Origin of the sequence: Thioclava marina (genome assembly GCF_002020135.1) — a bacterium.
Lineage (GTDB): Bacteria > Pseudomonadota > Alphaproteobacteria > Rhodobacterales > Rhodobacteraceae > Thioclava > Thioclava marina.
Genome location: NZ_MPZS01000001.1, coordinates 1,018,220 through 1,035,550, shown reverse-complemented (window position 1 = coordinate 1,035,550; position 17,331 = coordinate 1,018,220). Strand labels below are relative to the sequence as shown.

Sequence of the window (17,331 nt, the reverse complement as noted above, 5' to 3'; positions counted from 1 at the left end):
TGATGAAACGTTACTCCCTTCTCGATCTCTCGCCCATTCCCGAAGGCGGCGGCCCGGCCGAGGCGCTGGCCAACAGCACCGATCTCGCGCGTGCGGCGGAGGCGGCCGGTTATCACCGCTACTGGCTGGCCGAGCATCATAACTTTCCCGGCATCGCGAGTGCGGCGACTGCGGTGGTCGTCGGCCATATCGCGGGCGCGACGCGGCGGATGCGCGTGGGCGCAGGCGGCATCATGCTTCCCAATCACGCGCCGCTTGTCGTGGCCGAGCAGTTCGGCACGCTCGAGGCGCTCCATCCTGGCCGGATCGACCTCGGGCTGGGCCGCGCGCCCGGAACCGACATGGCGACGGCGCGGGCGCTGCGGCGGCATATGGCGCCGGCGGATGGCTTTCCCGATGACGTGGTCGAGCTGATGGATTTCCTTGCCGAAGGCCCCGAGGATGCCCGCGTGCGCGCGATCCCGGGGCAGGGCAGCAAGGTGCCAGTCTGGATTCTCGGCTCCAGCCTCTTCGGGGCGCAGCTCGCCGCCTATCTCGGGCTGCCTTATGCCTTCGCTTCGCATTTCGCCCCGGCGATGCTGGAAGAGGCGCTCACCACCTATCGCGCGACCTTCCGCCCGTCCGAGCATCTCTCGCAACCCTATGCGATGATGGCGGCGGGGCTGTTCGCGGCCGAGACGGATGCGGAGGCCGCCTATCTGCGCTCCTCGCATCTGATGGGGTTCGCGCGGCTGCGCATGGGTAAGCCCGGCAAACTGCCGCGCCCGAGCCATGATCCGGGTGCAGGCATTCCCACGCAGGTTCTGGCGCAGGCCGAGCAGGCGCTCTCGGTTTCGGCCACGGGCTCGCCCGCGACGATCCGCACGCAGCTTGCCGTGCTGATCGAGCGTTACCAGCCCGACGAGCTGATGGTGACGGGGATGATCCACGATCCGGCCGCGCGGATCCGGTCCTTCGGGATCGGGGCCGAGGTGCTGCGCGAGCTGCAGGAGGGGTGATGCTGGGGAATGCCGATCTGGTCGAGCTGACCGCGCTGCGCCACGCGCTCCACCGCGCGCCCGAGGTCTCGGGGCAGGAGGTGGAGACCGCCCGCCGGATCGCGACGGAGCTGAGCGCGCTGAACCCGTCCGAACTGATCACCGGGATCGGCGGGCATGGGGTTGCGGCGGTTTTCGACAGCGGTGAGCCGGGCCCTGCGGTGCTCTTTCGCGCCGAGCTTGATGCGCTGCCGATCGCGGAAGATCCCCATGTCGAGTGGGTCTCCGAGCGCCCCGGTGTGTCGCATGTCTGCGGCCATGACGGGCATATGGTGATGCTGATGGGGCTGGCGCGTCTGATCGCGCGCAAACCCGTCGCAAAGGGGCGGGTGATCGTGCTGTTCCAGCCCGCCGAGGAAACGGGCGCAGGCGCGCGCGCGGTGATCGAGGATCCGAACTTTGCCCGCATCGCCCCCGATTTCGCCTTCGCGATCCACGGGCTGCCGGGGCGTCCGCGTGGCTATGTTGGCACGAAGCGGGGGCTGATGAATTGCGCCTCGGTCGGGCTGAAGATCACGCTTTCGGGCAAGACCGCCCATGCCGCCGATCCCGGAGCAGGGCGCTCACCGCTCCCTGTCTTCGCACGCCTTGCGCCGGTGCTGGAGGCGCTGGGTCCGGGCGGCGATCTGGACGATGCGTTCCGCCTCGTGACGCTGACCCATCTGTCGGTGGGGGAACCTACCTTCGGAATCGCACCGGGGGAGGGCGTGCTTTACGCGACCTTGCGCACGGGCGGCGATGACAGCCTTGCCGCGCTCGAGGCCGAGATCCGCGCGCGGGTGGCTGAGGAGGCTAAGACTGCGGGGCTGGGTCTGGAGATCGAAGAGCATGACCGCTTCGCGGCCTCGGTCAACGCGGCGGAGGCGGTCGGGATCGCACGGCAGGCGATGGACAGCCTTGGCATCGCGCATGGCGAAGAGGGCGTGCCGATGCGCGCCTCGGAGGATTTCGGACTGTTCGGGCATGGGGCGAAATCGGCGATGATGTGCCTTGGCGTCGGCTTGGACGCCCCCGCGCTGCACAATCCCGATTACGATTTCCCCGATGACCTGATCGGCACCGGCGCGCATCTGTTTGAGCGCATCGCCCGCGATCTGCTGGGCTAGGGGCGCGTCTTCGGGGGCGCGGATCGCCGCGCCCCGCCAAGGTCTTTACGGGATCAGCCGCGCGATGATCAGATCGGCCGCTTCCTCGGGCGTCATCGCGGTCGTGTCGATGCGCATCTCGGCATTCTCGGGCGCCTCATAGGGCGAGTCGATGCCGGTAAAGTTCTTCAGCTGGCCCGAACGCGCCTTTGCATAAAGCCCCTTCACGTCGCGCGCCTCGGCCACTTCCAGAGGTGTGTCGACGAAGATCTCGATGAACTCTCCCGGCTGCATCATCGAACGCACCATGTCGCGCTCGGAGCGGAAGGGCGAGATGAAGGCGGTGATCACGATCAGACCGGCATCGGTCATCAGCTTGGCGACCTCGCCGACGCGGCGGATGTTCTCCACGCGATCGGCCTCGGTGAAGCCCAGATCCTTGTTGAGCCCGTGGCGCACGTTGTCGCCGTCGAGCAGGAAGGTGTGGCGGTTCATCCGCGCGAGCTTCTTCTCGACGATATTGGCGATGGTCGATTTGCCTGAGCCCGAGAGGCCGGTCAGCCACAGCACGGCGGGCTTCTGATGCTTCATGTTCGCATGATGCTCGCGCCCGATATCGGTGGCCTGCCAGTGGATGTTCTGGGCCCGGCGCAGCGCGAAGTTGATCATCCCGGCCGCCGAGGTCTGGTTGGTCATCTTGTCGATCAGGATGAACCCGCCCAGATCGCGGTTCTCGGCATAGGGCGCAAAGGGGATCTCGCGGTCGGTGGTGATGTTGGCCACACCGATCGCGTTCAGATCCAGCGTCTTCGTCGCCAGATGCTCCTGCGTGTTGACGTTCACCTCGTATTTGGGCTCGTGCACGGTGGCCGAAACGGTCTGGGTGCCGATCTTGAGCCAATAGGCGCGGCCCGGAACCAGTTCGGTCTCGTCCATCCAGACGATGGTAGCCTCGAACTGGTCGGCCACCTCCAGCGGCTCCTTGGCGGCGACGATGACCTGCCCGCGCGAGCAGTCGATTTCGTCCTCAAGGGTGATCGTCGTGGATTCACCCGCAACCGCCAGATCGCGATCACCTTCGAGGCTGACGATGCGTGCCACTTTCGAGGTCTTGCCCGAGGGCAGCACGCGTACCTCGTCGCCCGGGCGCACGGTGCCCGAGGCGATCAGGCCCGAGAAGCCGCGGAAGTCGAGGTTCGGGCGGTTCACCCATTGCACCGGCATCCGGAACGGACGCTCCTGATCCGAGGTCACGTCCACCTCGACGGCCTCCAGATAGGGCAGCAGCGAGGGGCCCTTGTACCAGGGCGTGTGTTCGCTCGGGCCGGTGATGTTGTCGCCCTTGAAGCCCGAGATCGGGATCGCGGTGAAGTCTTCGATGCCGATACTGTCGGCGAAGGTTTTGTAATCCGCCACGATGGCGTCGAAGGTCGCCTGATCGTAATCCACCAGATCCATCTTGTTCACCGCCAGCACGATATGGCGGATGCCGAGCTGGTTCACGAGGTAGGAATGGCGACGCGTCTGGGTCAGCACGCCCTTGCGCGCGTCGATCAGGATCACGGCCAGATCGGCGGTGGAGGCGCCGGTGACCATGTTGCGGGTGTATTGCTCGTGGCCGGGCGTGTCTGCGACGATGAACTTGCGCTTTTCGGTCGTGAAGAAGCGGTAGGCCACGTCGATGGTGATGCCCTGTTCGCGCTCGGCGGCCAGACCGTCGACCAGCAACGCGAAGTCGATCTCTTGCCCTTGGGTGCCGACGCGCTTGGAATCGGCTTCCAGTGCGGCAAGCTGATCCTCGAAGATCATCTTGCTGTCATAGAGCAGCCGCCCGATCAGCGTCGATTTCCCGTCATCGACCGAACCGCAGGTGATGAAACGCAGCATGGTCTTGTGCTGATGCGCCTCGAGATAGGCGTCGATGTCCTGCGCGATCAGCGCGTCGGTCTTGTAGATCGGATCGTTGGTCGTCATGTCGGCTCACCTGATAGGGTGGAAATGGGGGCGCGAGAGGGAAGGGCTCAGAAATAGCCTTCCTGCTTTTTCTTCTCCATCGAGGCGGCCTGATCGTGGTCGATCGCGCGCCCCTGACGCTCGGAGGTGGTGGTCAGCAGCATTTCCTGAATGACTTCGGGCAGGGTCTGCGCCTCGCTCTCGACGGCGCCCGTCAGCGGGTAGCAACCCAGCGTGCGGAAGCGGACCGAGCGCATCACCGGTTCTTCGCCGTCGCGCAGCGGGAAGCGGTCGTCATCCACCATCAGGATCAGCCCGTCACGCTCCACCGTCGGCCGCGGGGCCGAGAAATAGAGCGGCACGATCTCGATGCCTTCGAGGTGGATGTATTGCCAGATATCCAGCTCGGTCCAGTTCGAGATCGGGAAGACGCGGACGCTCTCGCCCTTGGCCTTCTTGGCGTTGTAGAGGCGCCAGAGCTCGGGGCGCTGGTTCTTCGGGTCCCAGCGGTGATTGGCCGAGCGGAACGAGAAGACGCGTTCCTTCGCGCGGGATTTCTCCTCGTCGCGGCGCGCGCCGCCGAAGGCCACGTCGAAGTTGTGCTTGTCGAGCGCCTGTTTCAGCCCTTCGGTCTTCCACATGTCCGTGTGCAGCGAGCCGTGATCGAACGGGTTGATCCCTTTCGCCTTGGCCTCGGGGTTCTGATAGACGATCAGCTCCATTCCGGCCGCTTTCGCCGCCTTGTCGCGCAGCTTGTACATGTCCTGGAACTTCCAGGTCGTGTCGACATGCATGAGCGGGAAGGGCGGCGGCGAGGGGTAAAACGCCTTCTTCGCCAGATGCAGCATCACCGCGCTGTCCTTGCCGACGGAATAGAGCATCACCGGGTTCTCGGCCTCGGCAACCACTTCGCGCATGATGTGGATGCTCTCGGCTTCGAGGCGTTGCAGGTGGGTCAGGGTTTTGGGGTCCATGGGAGGGCCTTTGTCCGAACGCGAATTTTCCCCGGTATAGGGAAGCGTTCTTTCTGGATAACCCCCCAAATGGGGGGTAAGTTGGGCCAATGTTGGGCCAGTCCGAAAACACATTGTTGATCAACGCGCTCTTCGCGGCGGCAAGCGAGGGGGGCGCGGCAGGCTGGGTGCGCTTTCTCGAACGGCTTTGCGCGGCGTCGCATGCAGAGGCGGCGGCGGTTCGGCTCCTTGCTTCGGAAGGTGAAGGCGCGAGCTGGCAGCTCGGCAAGATCGCCTTGCCCGAGACCGAGCGACTGCGCGCGATGCGTCTCGATCGGGTCTATTCGCAGATCGACTTGCCGGGGGAGCCGGATTGGCCGACACCCCTGCGGGTGCTGAAGGTCGCGGCGGGAACGGCAGGGCAGGTGGTGCTGATGATCGCCCGTTCAGGGCGGGAGTTTCGTGCAGCCGAAGCGTTGCCGCTTTCCAATCTCGCGCCGCATCTGGGGCAGGCGTTGTCGATCCGGGCAGCACTGGGGATCGAACGGTCGCGTGCCGCAATGGCCGAACGAAGCGCCGCGGCGCTTGGGGCGGGGTGGGTGGCGCTGAGTGCAACGGGCGCGGTGATCGCCCACGATCCGCAGGTCGCGGCCGGGTTGGACGCGACCGAGCGGCTGCGCCTGCGTCATGGCGCACGGCTCGAATTTGCCGATCCCGAGGCGGCGCTCGCCTTTCGGCAGGCACTGGCAGCGCTGGCGGCAGGCGAGAGCGCGCCGCGCCCCGTCGAGATGGCGGGGGAGCCCCCGGTGCACCTTCGGCTTACGCAAGGCAAGTGGCAGGGCGCACCGGCCGTGATCGGCCATCTGCGCGCCCTTCCGAAGGCACAAGACCTGCCGCTAGGGCGGATTGCCGGCGATCTCGATCTGAGCCGCTCCGAGGCGCGGCTGGCGGTGCTGCTGTGTGACGGGGCGAGCCTGCGCGAGGCGGCAGAGCGCCTCGGCTGGACGCTTGAAACCGCGCGCTCGACCTCGAAGCAGATCTACGCGCGGGCAGGGGTTAGCGGCCAGACGGGGCTGTTGCGGCGGATGCTTGGCTCCGCACTCTGGCTTTGTTAGCCAAGCTCGGGCGCAACTGGCACGACGATCCTCCCACGCACCTTCCCTTCGAGGAATTTCGGAGCCGTGGCGATCACGTCTTCCAGCGCGACCTCCATCTCCATCGCGGCGAGCTTGTCCATGTCGAGATCGGCAGCCAGACGGCGCCAGGCCTCGACGCGGTCTTCAAGCGGACACATCACGCTGTCGACGCCCGCGAGCGTCACGTTGCGCAAGATGAAGGGTGCGACCGAGGTCGGCAGCGACATAGACCCCGCCAGCCCGCAGGCCGCGACGGTGCCGCGATAGGCCATCATCGAAAGGACGTTGGCGAGCACCTCGCCGCCCACCACATCGACGGCCCCCGCCCAGCGTTCCTTGTTCAGCGGTCGCGCCTTGCCCGAGACCTCATCGCGCGCGACGATCGAGGATGCGCCGAGCGATTTCAGGTAAGCCTCTTCCTCGGGACGGCCGGTGACGGCGGCGACAGTATAGTCGAGCTTGCCCAGAAGCGCGGTCGCCACGCTACCGACACCGCCCGTGGCCCCCGTCACCACGACCTCGCCCTTGTCGGGGGTTACACCATGCGCCTCGAGAGCCATCACGCAGAGCATCGCCGTGTAGCCCGCCGTGCCGATCGCCATCGCCTGACGCAAGGAGATCCCCTCGGGCAGTTTCACCAGCCAGTCGCCCTTGAGATGCGCGCGCCCTGCCAGCCCGCCCCAATGTTTCTCGCCCACGCCCCAGCCGTTCAGCACGACGCGGTCGCCCTTGGCGAAACCGGGATGGTTGCTCTCGGCCACGATCCCCGAGCAGTCGATGCCCGGCACCATCGGGAAGCTTCGCACCACAGGCCCCGCGCCGGTGATCGCCAGCGCGTCCTTGTAGTTGAGCGTCGAATAGGCCACGTCCACGGCGACCTCGCCTTCACCCAGCGGCGGCAGCTCGATCTCCTTCAGTGCGACGGTCTGCGTTTCCTCGGGTTTCTCGACCACGATGGCCTGCACCATGTCATGTCCTTTCAGCTTTGGGCGAGCCGCATGAACCCGTCGGCGAAGCGACGCAGCGGCTCGGGGGAATGTTGAAGTTTCGCGCGCAGAACGGCGCCTTCCCAGCCCGTCCAGAAGATCTCGGCGAGCGTGTCGGGGTCTTGGGTTGCGGGTACTTCGCCTGCGGCTTGGCCCGCGCGCAGGCAGTCGGCCACCAGCGCCTGCCAGCTTTCCAGAACGGCGATGAGGCGGGCGCGATAGTCCTCGGGGAGCGTTCCCATCTCCTGCCCGAGATTGCCGATCAGGCAGCCCCGGCGGAAATCGTATCGCGCCATGCCCGCCTCGGCGTCGCGGGTGAAGGCCTGCAGTCGTGCGAGCGGCGTGAGGTCGGCGCGGTCGAGCGAGCGCGAAAGCTTGTCGCGGAAAAAGGCGCCATAGGCCTCGATCAGCTCGGCGCCGAAGGCGGCCTTGGTCGGGAAGTAATGGTAGAAGCTGCCCTTGGTCACACCGGCGGCGGCGGTGATTTCGTCGAGCCCGACATTGGTGTAGCCGCGCTCGGTCAGCTGCACGAGCCCCGCCCGGATCAATGCCTTGCGGGCGGCCTGATCATCCGGCTTGCGCGGCGGTCGGCCACGGCGGCGGGGGGTGTTGGAATCGGGGGCGGGGGCGCTCATGCGGATTTAATATACCGGATGGTATGATAAATAAAGCGCCCTGGTTGCGGAGGCCGGTCAGCCCCCCGAACGCGGCGCGACGGTGGAGCCATCCGCCAGCCCCTCGACCGGGTAAAGCACGACCTGATCTCCGTCGCTCAGGCCCGATGTGACCGCGGCCACCGTACCGTTATCCGTGCCGATCTCGACCGCCACTTCGCGTGCGCGGCCATCCTCGACCTTGAACGCCGACCAGCCCGAACCGCGCCGGAACAGGGCGCTGGAGGGCACGCGCAGCGCGTCCTCGGCCTGCCAGACGACGATCTGCACCGTCACCTGGAACCCGTGGCCGAGGCCTGCGCGCTTGCCCGGATCGCCGGTGAAGCCGATCACCACCCCGACGCGCTGTTCCTCGACCCCCAGCGCCGAGACCTTCGTGGTGCCTGCCGGATCGACGCGCAGGACCTTGCCTTCCAGCACATCCGGCCCGCCCCAATCGGTGATCTCGACCGGATCGCCCACGCGCACGCGCACCGCGTCGCGCGAGAGCAGGTCGGCCACCACTTCCAGCCCGTCCGAGATATTGCCGATCTCCATGATCGGGCTGCCGGCGGAGAGAACCGTCTCGTTCTCCTGAAGGATCTGCAGCACGGTCCCGGTGGCGGGGGCGAAAAGCGGGATCGTCTCGGCGCCCTTTCCATTGCTCGCGCCGGCGTCGTTTTGCAGCACCGATTGCGCCGAGGCCACGGCTGCCTCGCGCATCGCGATCGCGGCTTTCGCGGCGGCCTCCTGGGCTGCCGCGTAATCGGCTGTGATCTGGTCGCGGTCGAGCGCGGATTGGCTGATCGTGCCCGAGAGCGCCAGACGCTGGGAACGCGACAGATCGGCATCCGCCTGTTCGCGCATCGCCACCGCCGCGCGGTAATCGCCTTCGGCGGCACTCAGGGCCGCCTGCGCCTCGGCCAGCGCGGCCTCGGCCTGCGCGCGGCTTCGGGCATCGAGCACGGCGGGCAGGGCGGGGCGCATCTGCGCCACGACCGTCTCGCGCTTTACCACCGGATCGCCCACGTGGATGTCGAGGCGCTGGAGCCGTCCGCTCACCGGGGTCGAGACCGTGTAGCTCTCGCTGACCCGCGTGCGCCCGTCATCCTCGATCGCGAGCCGCATCGGCCCGCGCGTGACGGTGCCCAGATCGACAGTCTGCGCTTGCGGCCAGAGAAGCGCGGCGAACGCGCCTGCCGCGATCAGCGCGACGAGGATCAGGATCAGCCAGCGGGTGCGGGGTCTTGGGGTCACGAGGTCAGTCCCTTGCCTTGAGCGCCGCCACCATGTTCAACCGATCCTGAGCGCGGCGCAACATCAGGATCGAGGCCAGCATCGCTGCGACCACCACCAGCACCGCCTTGGCGATGCTCGGCAGGTCGAAGCTGACACTGACCCTGTAAAGCTCGTTCGAAAAGGCGACCGCGATGAGATTGGCGAGCCACCAGCCCAGCCAGATCCCCAAGGGCAGCGCAATCGCCACCAGCACCGCGATCTCGCCGGCCAGAACCAGCGTCACCTCGGCGCGGGTGAAGCCCAGCACGCGCAGGCTGGCGAGTTCGTGCACGCGCTCGGCAAAAGCGTTGCGCGCGGCGTTGTAGACGATGCCGAAGCTCAGCACGAAGGCGATGGCGCCGAACACGAACCGCATTTGCCCCGCGCCCTCGTCGGCGATCTTGCGAAAGGCCGCGTAGCTGTCGGCCTTCACCGAGACGCCCGCCACCTTGGGCCGCTCGCGCAGCGCGTGTAGCAGCTCCGCCGAAGGCTGGCCCGCGGTCCGAAGCGCAACCGAGGTGATCCGGTCGGCCTCGCCAATCGCGCGCGTGAGCGCATCGAGACGCATATAGGCGGGCGCGCCGAGCAGCGTGTCGGACACCGCGACGACAGGCAGGGTCAGGTGGCGCTTGCGCCCCTCGGTGACTTCGGCGGTGATCAGATCGCCCGGGTGAAGGGCCAATAGGTTCGCAAGCCCGCGCGAAAGCACCACGCCATTTGCGGGCAGCGGGATCGGGTTCAGGCTGGTATCGAGCGCACGGTTCAGCGTGGCCGGGTCGGGCAGGCCGGTCAGCTCGCCGCGATGGGTGATGGGGCCATTGCGAAACAGCACTGGGACCATGCGCTGCGGCTCGGCCTCGAGCACGCCGGGCAGGTGGGCGATCTCGTGGGTCACATCGCGAGAGACCGGGTGGATGAAGCTCACCGTCGCGTCCGAGCGATCCGCGAAGCCGAAGGTCACCGCCATCGTGTGATCGAACCCCGCATAGATCATCAGCATCGCCATGTTGAGCGCGAGCCCAGCGGCGACCCCCGCAATGGTGCCAAGGCTGCGAAACGGCTGGCGCGTGATCTGACGTAGGATCATCCGCCCCGGCTGGTCGAGCGGGCGGGTCAGGAGCGCAAGAAATCCGATACGGCCATGGGTGAAATCGGGGGGCGCTGGTGGGCGCATCGCCTCGGCGGGCGTCAGGCGGAACACGGTGCGCAGCGCAATGGCCGCGCCGAGCGCGGCGGCGAGCAGCGAGAAGGCCAGGCCGCCCGCAAAGGGGCCGGGGCGCATCGAGAAGACGAGATAGGGGAATTTGTAGAATTCCATGTAGAGCCCGGTGATCGCCCGTCCGGCCATCACCCCCAAGCCCGACCCGAGCACAGCGCCCGCGAGCGCGATCAGCAGCGCCAGTTCGAGGTAATGCCCCGCGATCTCGGCTCCGCTATGGCCGAAGGCTTTCATCAGACCGATTTCGCGCCGTTCGGCCTGCACGATCCGGGTGATCGTGACATTCAGGAGAAAGGCCGCCACGGCGAGGAAGATCGGTGGCAGGAACAGGCGCGACTGGCGCAACCCTTTCAGTTCCTCCTCGATGAAGCGCGCCGAGGTCTGCTGGTCCTGCACGTAACCCGCGCCGCCACCATAGGGCGCCATCAACCTGTCGAGATCGGCCAGCACCGCCTTGCGTGGGCGTTCGCGCGTGGTCAGCACCAGCACCTCGTTGAACGCCCCGTCGAGGTCGAGCACGGCGGCGGCGGCCTTGCGCTCCATCCAGATCACCGAGAAGCGACCATCGGTGGGAAAGAACTCACCCGGCGCGGGCATGAACAAAAACTCGGGGGAACGCGCGAAGCCGACCACGCGCAGGTGCTGGTGGCGGCCCTCGACGGTCACGCCGAACGTGTCGCCGAGCGCGATCCCGCGCGCGGCGGCGAATGTGTCCAGCAGTATGACCTCGTCGCTGCGCCCCGGGACGGGCATCCGGCCCGCAGTCATCAGGATGCCGTTGAGCCCTGCCGGACCGGGAAGCGAAAGGATGCGCGCCTGTACCGGCTCACCCCCGTCGGCGTCGATCCGGCCGTAACCGCTCAGACGTCCCTCGGTCGTCAGCACACCGGGGATCGCGTTGACCTTTTCCATCAGCGAATTGGGCGCGCGGGTCAGCGGCTCGAAAATCTGCGCGAACCTGTGTCGTTCGAAATAGGCATCGCGGGTGATGGTGAGCGTATCGGTCAACCCCGCCATCATCACCTGCACCATGACGCCCATCGCGACCACCGCCGCGATCGCGAAAGCCTGCGCGCGGATGCGCCAGAGATCGCGACCGAGCTTGCGATGCAGGATCGTCAGCGCCATCGGTTTACCACTCGATCTCGGCTGGATCGGCGCGGGTCTCGTTGAGGATCGTCTCGCGCAGTTGGCCGTCGGTGAAATGCAGCACCCGATGCGCCATCGCCGCTGTCGCGGCTGCGTGTGTGACAATCAGCACGGTCGTGCCCAGCTCGCGGTTCACATCGTTGAGGACCTGCAGAACCCGCCGGCCCGTGGTGGAATCGAGCGCCCCCGTGGGCTCGTCGCAAAACAGCACCGCCGGGCGCTTGGCGATGGCGCGGGCGATGGCGACGCGCTGCTGCTCGCCTCCCGACATCTGCGCCGGGAAATGGTCGAGCCGTCCCTCCAGCCCCACCAGCCGCAGCGCCTCGCCCGCATCCATCGGGTCATTCGAGATCTCCGTCACCAGCTCGACATTCTCGCGCGCGGTGAGGCTGGGCATCAGGTTGTAGAACTGGAAGACGAAGCCGACATGGCTGCGCCGGTATTGCGTGAGCGCGCGTTCGGACATCTCGGTCAGGCATTGATCGCCGAACCAGGCCTTGCCCGAGCTCGGTCGGTCTAGCCCGCCGATGATGTTGAGAAAGGTGGATTTGCCGCTGCCCGAGGGGCCGAGCAGGACCACCACCTCGCCGCGCGGGATTTCGAGCGTCACTTCACGCAGGGCGTGGACGGCGGCCGGACCCTCGCCATAGGTCTTCGATAGCGCTTCTGTGCGAAAGGCGGGCTGCACGCGAGGGCTCCGTGATCGTTTCGGGCCGCAGAGGCCGGGAGCGATCAGAACACAGCCCCGCGAGACAGTCAAAACCCCAAACGTTGAAACCGCTTGGTCGGTTTCAGCGTCGGTTCATCGCATCGCGCAAAGCAGCACCAAGCGCGCCATTGCCGCTATCTTGCGAAGGCGCTTTGCCGGGACCTTTTCCGGGGCCCTTGCCGCGCGAGCCTTGCGGTCCGGGCTTGCCCGGTCCCTGTCCTTGCCGCGCCTGGCCCTGGCCCTGCGGTCGCGCGCCGCCCTCGGACTGCTTGCGCATCGACAGCCCGATCCGCTTGCGCGGAATGTCGACCTCGGTGACGCGCACGCGCACCACATCGCCCGCCTTCACCACCTCATGCGGGTCTTTCACGAAACGATCGGCCAATTGGCTGACATGGACCAGCCCGTCCTGATGCACGCCGATATCGACGAAAGCGCCGAAGGCGGCCACGTTGGTCACGGTCCCCTCAAGGCTCATCCCCGGCTTGAGGTCCTTGATGTCCTCGACCCCGTCGGTGAATTGCGCGGTTTTGAAGGTGGGGCGCGGGTCGCGGCCGGGTTTTTCCAGTTCCGCGAAGATGTCACGGATCGTGGGCAGGCCGAATTCGCCGGTGACGAACTGCTCTGCACGCAGGCCTTTCAGCGCCGCGGGCTGGCCCATGATCTCGCGGATGTCGCGGCCACAGCTTTCCACGATCTTGCGCGCGACCGCATAGGCTTCGGGGTGAACCGAGGAGGCGTCGAGCGGCTCTTCGCCGTCGCGGATGCGCAGGAAGCCCGCGCATTGCTCGAAGGCTTTCGGGCCAAGCCCCGCCACCTCCATCAGCGCGCGGCGCGAGGGGAAGGCGCCATGCGCGTCGCGATGCGCGACGATAGCCTGCGCCAGTGCGGGCCCAAGCCCCGCGACCTGCGCCAGAAGCGGCGCGGAGGCCATGTTGAGATCGACGCCCACCGCGTTCACCGCATCCTCGACCACCGCTTCGAGCGCCTGCGACAGGCGGCGCTGATCCACGTCGTGCTGATATTGACCGACGCCGATGCTTTGCGGTTCGATCTTCACGAGTTCCGCCAACGGGTCCTGCAAGCGTCGCGCGATCGAGACCGCGCCGCGCAGGGAAACGTCCAGATCGGGGAACTCGCGCGCGGCCAGTTCCGAGGCCGAATAGACCGACGCACCGGCCTCGGAGACGACCACTTTCGTCGGCGCCCGCACGCCCGGCGGCAGCAGTTTCAGCGTGTCAGTGACCATCCGTTCGGTCTCGCGGCTGGCGGTGCCGTTGCCGATGGCGATCAGCTCCACACCGTGGCGTTTGACCATGTCGATGATCTTCGCCTCGGCCCCGCGCAGGTCCATCTTCGGCTGGAACGGGTAGAGCGTCGCGGTCTCCAGCAGCTTCCCGGTCGCGTCCACCACGGCCGCTTTCACGCCCGTTCGGATGCCCGGATCGAGGCCCAGCGTCGCGCGCGGACCGGCGGGCGCTGCCAGCAGCAGGTCATGCAGGTTGCGCGCGAAGACCTTGATCGCCTCGTCATGGGCGCGCTGGCGCAGCTCTCCCAGCAGGTCGACATAGAGCGAGACCGAGAATTTCACCCGCCAGGCCCACCGCGCCACGTCGCGCAGCCACAGATCGCCCGGGCGGCCCGCCTGCGTGTCGAGCGTGGCCGCGATGGTGGCGATGGCGCGGGGCTCGCCGGCTTCCGCGTCGGGCGCGATCTCCATCGTCACGACCTCTTCCTTCGCCGCGCGCAGGATGGCCAGCGCGCGGTGGCCCGGAATGTCGGCCCATTTCTCGCGGTGATCGAAATAGTCGGAGAACTTCGCGCCCGTCTCTTCCTTGCCGGGCACGACGCGGGCGGCGATCATCGCTTCGGCGCGCATGAACTCGCGCAGCTTCCCGAGCAGATCGGCGTTTTCGGACAGTTCTTCAGTCAGGATGTCGCGCGCGCCATTCAGCGCGTCCTTCACCGTGGGCACGGCCTCGGTGATGTAACCCTCGGCCAGCGTTTCGGGCGCGGCGCTCCGGTCCTCCTGAATGGCGCGCAACAGCGGCTCCAGCCCGTTCTCGCGCGCGATCATCGCCTTGGTGCGGCGCTTGGGTTTGAAGGGCAGGTAGATATCCTCGAGCGCGGCCTTGCTTTCGGCCCGCGCAATGGACCGCGCCAGATCGTCGGTCAGCTTGCCCTGTTCGCGGATCGAATTGAGGATCGTCTCGCGCCGCGCCTCCATCTCGCGAAGATAACCCAGCCGGTCCGAGAGCAGGCGCAGCTGCGTGTCGTCGAGCCCGCCGGTGACCTCTTTGCGATAGCGCGCCACGAAAGGCACGGTCGCGCCGCCATCGAGAAGGCCGATCGCCGCGGTGACCTGCGCGGGGCTCGCCGCGATGTCACTGGCGATGGTCTGGGCGATACGGGCTTGGACGGGGGCGGAATCGGTTTGGGCCAAGGCTCTCTCCTGATGCAATCGGGCTGCCAGCAATAGCCGCCCCGTTGGCCGGGGAAAAGGGGGAAGGCCGGGGCCGGGCGGATCGCGGCCTGTTGTCGCGCGCGGGCGCGCTCGCCTTGTCTGTCCGCCCGCGCGGGCCTAGCTGAGCGGCAGATGAGCGTAGAGGCCGAAATGGCGGATCTTTTCCTTTATGTGGCGATCTTCGGAGCGGTGCTGCTGGCGCTGCGGGTGCTGGTGCATCGCGCGCTCTTGCGCGGGTTGGCTGCGCCCCGGATCGCGCATGAGGTGACGCCCGCCGATCTCGATCTGGGACGGGCCGAGGTGGCGCAGGTCGAGATCGTGGGGCCCGAGGGCGCGCGGCTTTTCGGCTGGGTGATCACGCCGGGGGGACAGCCCGAGACACCGCGCCCGGCAGTGCTGGTGATGCATGGCTGGGGCGCGAATGCAGCGATGATGTTGGGGCTCGCACCACCCCTGATTGCCGCAGGCTACACGGTGATGTTTCTCGATGCGCGATGTCACGGGCGCAGCGACGGGGCGCGCTTTACGTCGATGCCGCGCTTTGCCGAGGACATCGCGGCGGGGCTTGCGCATCTGCGCGCGCAAGAGGGGATCGACCCGGCGCGGATCGCGCTGATCGGGCATTCGGTCGGGGCGGGAGCGGTACTCCTGCACGCCGCGCGGGCGGGTGATGTCTGCGCCGTGGTCAGCCTCTCGGCTTTTGCCAATCCGCGCGAGGTGATGGAGCGCTGGATGGCTGAGCACCACATCCCGTTTCGCGGAATTGGGCAATATATCCTGCACCACGTCCAGCGCGTGATCGGTGCACGTTTCGACGAAATCGCGCCGATCCATACGGTTACACAAGTGAGCTGTCCGGTGCTTCTGGTGCACGGGCTTGAAGACACGACGGCGCCGTTTTCCGATGCCGAGCGCTTGCAGGCCGCCGCCCCCGATGCGCAGCTCCTGCCGGTTCATGGCGATCACGACCTGCGCGAGAGCCTGCACGCCCATGAGCCCGAAATCGTGGGTTTTCTCAACGCGGCCTGTCATCCGTCCTGACCGAACGTGCCTCGCGCCGACAGCGCTCCGAGCAAAACCGCACCTGTTCCCAATCCCGCGCCCATTTCTTGCGCCAGGTGAAGGGCCGCGCGCAATGGGCGCAGAGTTTCGAGGGCAGATCGGATTTGCGGCGCATCTTCATGGATTGGCTACGCGGGAAGGGCCGTGGTGGATGCGTCGCGGTCGTTTGATAGCGGGGGCGCGGCGTGGAGATGGTCGCGCTCACTTCCCGAAAAAAAAGAGGCGACCGCAGTCGCCCCTTTTTTCCGTCTCTTGTCTCGTCTCGTTCAGATGGCCGAGCTGTGGCCGGCCTTTGACAGGTCGTAGGCGTCGAAATGGCGAGCGATCATCCGTGTCAGCGGGCGGCCCTTCATCGGGATGCGCAGCCCCTCGTCGCTGAGTTGAACCATGTCTCCGAAATGATCCGCGCAAGCCTTGAACATCGCGGCGAGTTCCTCGCGATCGGCAGCAAAATCGCGCACCAGCTCTTCGGTGCTGACTTCGAAATCGCACATCAGCGCCTCGATCAGCCGCGCGCGCAGCTTGTCCTCGGCGGTGAATTCATGGCCGCGCGCGGTCGAGAAGCGGCCTTCGCGGATCGCGGCCGTGTGGGCCGAAGTCGCGGAGGCGTTTTGCGCATAGCCTTGCGGGAAGCGCGAGATCGACGAGGCGCCCATGCCGACCAGCGCTTCGGCCAGATCGTCGGTATAGCCCTGGAAGTTGCGACGCAGCTTGCCCGCCTTCTGCGCGATCGACAGCCCGTCGGTCGGCAGCGCGAAATGGTCGATACCGATCTCGTCATAGCCATCGGCCACGAAAAGCTCGCGCGCGACCTCGAAGAGCTTCAGACGTTCCTGCGGGGTGGGCAGGTGATCCGAGGGGATCATCGTCTGCCGCCGCGCCATCCACGGCACGTGGGCGTAACCATAGAGCGCCACCCGGTCGGGGTTGAGCGACAGGAGCTTCTGCACCGAATCCGCGATCTTGGTCGGGGTCTGGTGGGGCAGGCCGTAGAGGATGTCGGCATTGAGGCTGGCCACGTCACGCTCGCGGATCATCTCGACCGCGGCGCGGGTAATCTCGTAGCTCTGGTCGCGTCCGATCACGCTCTGGATCTGCGGGTCAAAATCCTGCACCCCGATCGAGGCGCGGTTCATCCCCGACTCGGCCAGAGCGTCCATGCGCGCGGCGTCGATCTCGTTGGGGTCGATCTCGACAGAGAATTCGGCGCCTTCGCCCATCGGCACGGCCTCGAAGACGGCATTGGCCACGCGGCGCATCATGTCGGCGGGCATCAGCGTCGGTGTGCCGCCGCCCCAATGCAGCCGCGAGAGCTTGACCCCCGGCGCGAGCCGATCCTTGAGCATCTTCAATTCGGCCAGCAAGGTTTCCGAATAGGCGCGTACCGGCTCTTCGCTTTGTGTCCCTTGCGTGCGGCAGGCGCAAAACCAGCATAACCGCCGGCAGAAAGGCACATGCATGTAGAGCGAGATAGACGCCCCTGCGGGAATCGCCTCGATCCATTCTTCAAATTTAGCAGGCCCGACCTCGGCCGAAAAATGCGGCGCAGTGGGGTAGCTGGTATAGCGGGGAACCCGTGCGTCGAATAGCCCGAGCCGGGTCAGTTGCGATTCCTGTTCCATGTGGGTATCTTTAGCGGTAAGACGC

The 17,331-nt window shown here is 66.8% G+C and carries 14 protein-coding genes; 4 read left to right on the top strand and 10 right to left on the bottom strand.

Annotated elements, in window-relative coordinates:
- Positions 1-2 precede the first annotated feature (2 nt).
- Together BMG00_RS04945 and BMG00_RS04940 are read left to right on the top strand one after the other, a co-directional pair.
- A complete protein-coding gene (locus BMG00_RS04945; RefSeq protein WP_078573546.1) occupies positions 3-998 on the top strand; it encodes an LLM class flavin-dependent oxidoreductase in 996 nt (331 codons plus the stop codon).
- Positions 998-2,143 carry an amidohydrolase gene (locus BMG00_RS04940; protein WP_078573545.1) on the top strand — a complete coding sequence of 382 codons (1,146 nt, stop codon included), beginning with the start codon at positions 998-1,000 and terminating at the stop codon, positions 2,141-2,143. Before BMG00_RS04945 ends, BMG00_RS04940 begins: the two co-directional genes overlap by 1 nt.
- A gap of 45 nt (positions 2,144-2,188) precedes the next feature.
- Here BMG00_RS04940 and cysN read toward each other — a convergent pair whose 3' ends face one another.
- Positions 2,189-4,096: a sulfate adenylyltransferase subunit CysN gene (gene cysN, locus BMG00_RS04935; protein ID WP_078573544.1), complete on the bottom strand. Its 1,908-nt coding sequence runs from the start codon at positions 4,094-4,096 to the stop codon at positions 2,189-2,191.
- 47 nt (positions 4,097-4,143) lie between these two features.
- Positions 4,144-5,163 (bottom strand): sulfate adenylyltransferase subunit CysD, encoded by a 1,020-nt coding sequence (gene cysD / locus BMG00_RS04930; RefSeq protein ID WP_281251059.1) that lies wholly within the window; start codon positions 5,161-5,163, stop codon positions 4,144-4,146.
- Between cysD and BMG00_RS04925 the strand changes: the two genes are divergently transcribed.
- A complete protein-coding gene (locus tag BMG00_RS04925) occupies positions 5,139-6,143 on the top strand; it encodes a helix-turn-helix transcriptional regulator (protein ID WP_158521679.1) in 1,005 nt (334 codons plus the stop codon). The two genes, cysD and BMG00_RS04925, sit on opposite strands and share 25 nt — an antisense overlap.
- Here the strand turns inward: BMG00_RS04925 and acuI are convergent.
- The 6 genes from acuI to BMG00_RS04895 all read right to left on the bottom strand — a co-directional run bounded on the left by acuI (position 6,140) and on the right by BMG00_RS04895 (position 14,601).
- Positions 6,140-7,129 carry an acrylyl-CoA reductase (NADPH) gene (gene acuI, locus BMG00_RS04920; protein WP_211274120.1) on the bottom strand — a complete coding sequence of 330 codons (990 nt, stop codon included), beginning with the start codon at positions 7,127-7,129 and terminating at the stop codon, positions 6,140-6,142. The two genes, BMG00_RS04925 and acuI, sit on opposite strands and share 4 nt — an antisense overlap.
- 14 nt (positions 7,130-7,143) lie before the next feature.
- On the bottom strand, positions 7,144-7,785 hold the full coding sequence (acuR, locus tag BMG00_RS04915) for an acrylate utilization transcriptional regulator AcuR (RefSeq protein WP_078573541.1): 642 nt from the start codon (positions 7,783-7,785) through the stop codon (positions 7,144-7,146).
- A 57-nt stretch (positions 7,786-7,842) separates the two neighbouring features.
- Complete coding sequence (locus tag BMG00_RS04910; protein WP_078573540.1) at positions 7,843-9,060, bottom strand: efflux RND transporter periplasmic adaptor subunit; 1,218 nt, start codon at positions 9,058-9,060, stop codon at positions 7,843-7,845.
- Positions 9,061-9,064: 4 nt separating this feature from the next.
- Complete coding sequence (locus BMG00_RS04905) at positions 9,065-11,428, bottom strand: ABC transporter permease (protein WP_078573539.1); 2,364 nt, start codon at positions 11,426-11,428, stop codon at positions 9,065-9,067.
- 4 nt (positions 11,429-11,432) lie between these two features.
- Entirely contained in the window at positions 11,433-12,137 is a 705-nt protein-coding gene (locus BMG00_RS04900) for an ABC transporter ATP-binding protein (protein ID WP_078524987.1), read from the bottom strand.
- A 103-nt stretch (positions 12,138-12,240) separates the two neighbouring features.
- Positions 12,241-14,601, bottom strand: a complete 2,361-nt coding sequence (locus BMG00_RS04895) for a Tex family protein (RefSeq protein WP_078573538.1) — start codon at positions 14,599-14,601, stop codon at positions 12,241-12,243.
- Positions 14,602-14,772: 171 nt separating this feature from the next.
- Here BMG00_RS04895 and BMG00_RS04890 point away from each other — a divergent pair, with 171 nt between their 5' ends.
- Positions 14,773-15,663: an alpha/beta hydrolase gene (locus tag BMG00_RS04890; protein ID WP_078573537.1), complete on the top strand. Its 891-nt coding sequence runs from the start codon at positions 14,773-14,775 to the stop codon at positions 15,661-15,663.
- On the opposite strand, the gene BMG00_RS04885 is transcribed toward BMG00_RS04890, so the two are convergent.
- Together BMG00_RS04885 and hemN are read right to left on the bottom strand one after the other, a co-directional pair.
- A complete protein-coding gene (locus BMG00_RS04885) occupies positions 15,638-15,805 on the bottom strand; it encodes a DUF2256 domain-containing protein (protein WP_078524980.1) in 168 nt (55 codons plus the stop codon). The genes BMG00_RS04890 and BMG00_RS04885 overlap by 26 nt on opposite strands.
- A 145-nt stretch (positions 15,806-15,950) precedes the next feature.
- The gene (gene hemN, locus BMG00_RS04880; RefSeq protein ID WP_078573536.1) at positions 15,951-17,306 is read right to left on the bottom strand and encodes an oxygen-independent coproporphyrinogen III oxidase; all 1,356 of its coding nucleotides are present in this window, start codon (positions 17,304-17,306) and stop codon (positions 15,951-15,953) included.
- Positions 17,307-17,331 lie beyond the last annotated feature (25 nt).

Bases quoted from the DNA above. Each gene is read 5' to 3' on its own strand.
- cysD (WP_281251059.1), bottom strand. From the start codon at position 5,163: ATGTGTTTTCGGACTGGCCCAACATTGGCCCAACTTACCCCCCATTTG.
- hemN (WP_078573536.1), bottom strand. From the start codon at position 17,306: ATGGAACAGGAATCGCAACTGACCCGGCTCGGGCTATTCGACGCACGG.
- BMG00_RS04905 (WP_078573539.1), bottom strand. From the start codon at position 11,428: ATGGCGCTGACGATCCTGCATCGCAAGCTCGGTCGCGATCTCTGGCGC.
- BMG00_RS04945 (WP_078573546.1), top strand. From the start codon at position 3: ATGAAACGTTACTCCCTTCTCGATCTCTCGCCCATTCCCGAAGGCGGC.
- BMG00_RS04925 (WP_158521679.1), top strand. From the start codon at position 5,139: ATGTTGGGCCAGTCCGAAAACACATTGTTGATCAACGCGCTCTTCGCG.
- BMG00_RS04940 (WP_078573545.1), top strand. From the start codon at position 998: ATGCTGGGGAATGCCGATCTGGTCGAGCTGACCGCGCTGCGCCACGCG.
- BMG00_RS04885 (WP_078524980.1), bottom strand. From the start codon at position 15,805: ATGAAGATGCGCCGCAAATCCGATCTGCCCTCGAAACTCTGCGCCCAT.
- cysN (WP_078573544.1), bottom strand. From the start codon at position 4,096: ATGACGACCAACGATCCGATCTACAAGACCGACGCGCTGATCGCGCAG.
- acuR (WP_078573541.1), bottom strand. From the start codon at position 7,785: ATGAGCGCCCCCGCCCCCGATTCCAACACCCCCCGCCGCCGTGGCCGA.
- BMG00_RS04890 (WP_078573537.1), top strand. From the start codon at position 14,773: ATGGCGGATCTTTTCCTTTATGTGGCGATCTTCGGAGCGGTGCTGCTG.